Origin of the sequence: Saccharopolyspora sp. (genome assembly GCF_017434145.1) — a bacterium.
In the GTDB taxonomy this organism is placed as follows: domain Bacteria; phylum Actinomycetota; class Actinomycetes; order Mycobacteriales; family Pseudonocardiaceae; genus Saccharopolyspora_C; species Saccharopolyspora_C galaxeae.
The window spans coordinates 1-1,601 of record NZ_JAFRFW010000797.1 but is presented as its reverse complement, the minus strand read 5'-3'; the positions used below and the strand labels follow the sequence as shown (position 1 = coordinate 1,601).

General features: G+C 67.3%; 2 protein-coding genes. Both read right to left on the bottom strand.

Translation table 11 applies throughout. The features are described from left to right. A partial coding sequence (locus IJH84_RS21650; protein ID WP_295148286.1) for a cyclic pyranopterin monophosphate synthase MoaC occupies positions 1 to 288 on the bottom strand: 288 nt, incomplete at its 3' end. Between the two features lie 127 nt (positions 289 to 415). Then, positions 416 to 1,414, bottom strand: coding sequence for an IS481 family transposase (locus tag IJH84_RS21645; protein ID WP_295148283.1), 999 nt, complete (start codon positions 1,412 to 1,414; stop codon positions 416 to 418). Positions 1,415 to 1,601: the final 187 nt, after the last annotated feature.

Sequence of the window (1,601 nt, the reverse complement as noted above, 5' to 3'; positions counted from 1 at the left end):
TTCCGCGTCGGCGGGCTCGAGCTGGACCTCGACGCCGGACAACGCGATGGGATGGCACAGCGGCACGAGGTCCGGGGTGCGCTTGGCGGCCATGATCCCCGCGATGCGGGCGGTGGCCAGCGCGTCGCCCTTCGGCAGGCCATCGCTGCGCACCAGCGCGACGACTTCCTCGGTGGTGCGCACGACGCCGGTGGCCACGGCGGTGCGCGCACTCGCCTGCTTCTCCGAGACGTCGACCATGCGTGCCGCGCCCGACTCGTCGGTGTGCGTGAGTTCGTTGTGCCCCATGCCCGCACCTTAGAGCGCGGCGCCGAACGAGCGACGGCTGCCGGGATGCCGCGGCCAACGGCGGACACGCCCGCGCATCACTCGCTCCGGCCAACAACGATGTGAGTGAACGGACCGCTCGACCAATCTAGCTGTGATGTTTAGGGAGGTTGGTCAGTTTGTTGATGGGTGGTTGGCCTCCGATGGCGCTGTGGGGTCGGTGGTGGTTGTAGAAGTGGAGCCAGGGGGCAAGGGCGGTGTGGCGTTCGGTGTTTGAGCGGTAGAGGCGGGCGTAGGCCCATCCGTCGGACAGGGTCCGGTGGAATCTTTCGATCTTTCCGTTGGTCTGGGGTCGGTAGGGGCGGGTGCGTTTCGGGGTGATGCCGAGGCGGGCACAGGCATCGCGCCAGGCGTGGGATCTGTAGGCCGAGCCGTTGTCGGAGAGGACGCGCTCGACGGTGACGCCGCGGTCGGCGAACCAGGCGGTGGCTCGTTGCAACACGGCGATGGCGGTGTCGGCCTTCTCGTCGGTGTGGGTCTCGGCGTAGGCGACGCGGGAATGGTCGTCGATGACGGTATGCAGGTAGCTGATGCCCAGGCGGGGCTCGGCGTGCTGGGTGCGCTGGCCGGTGCGGTGAGCTGTGTCGACCCGGTGCTGGCGACCTTGTCCTCGGCCGACGAACCGGTGGCCGCCGCCATCGGGAATGTTGCCGAACTTGGTGACGTCGACATGGATCAGCGAGCCGGGGTGGTCATGTTCGTAACGGCGCAGCGGCTCGCCGGTGACCCGGTCAATGCGGGACAGCCGGTTCAGGCCGCAGCGCACCAGGACAGCGTGCACGGTCGAGGCGGGCATGCCCAGCCGGCCTGCGATCTGGACCGGTCCGAGCCGTGTGCGCCAGCGCAGGGCCACGATCTTGCGTTTGAGTTTCTCCGGGGTCTTGGCCGGGCTGTGATACGGCCGTGAGCGCCGGTCGAGCATCCCGGCAGTGCCTTCGGTCCGATACCGATCGGCCCACTTACGGGCCGTTCTGGGCGCGACCATGAACATGGTTGCTGCCATCGAGTGAGTCCAGCCCTGTTCGACGACAAGCCGAGCCAGCCGCAGACGAGCACGTGGAGTCAGCGCAGCGTTAACGTGGCACACGAAAGCCTCCGGTTCGCGAAGCGGTTCCTAGACAGCTCCACTTCACAACCGGAGGCTTTCACCTGTCTCAACGACAGGCCGACACCAACCAAGAACAACGTCCCCGGACATCACATCTAGTGGGACGAACAGTCCGTTCACTCGGGAAAGCCGGGGGTGAAGCCGCGGTGCAGATCGGGCAGGGTCG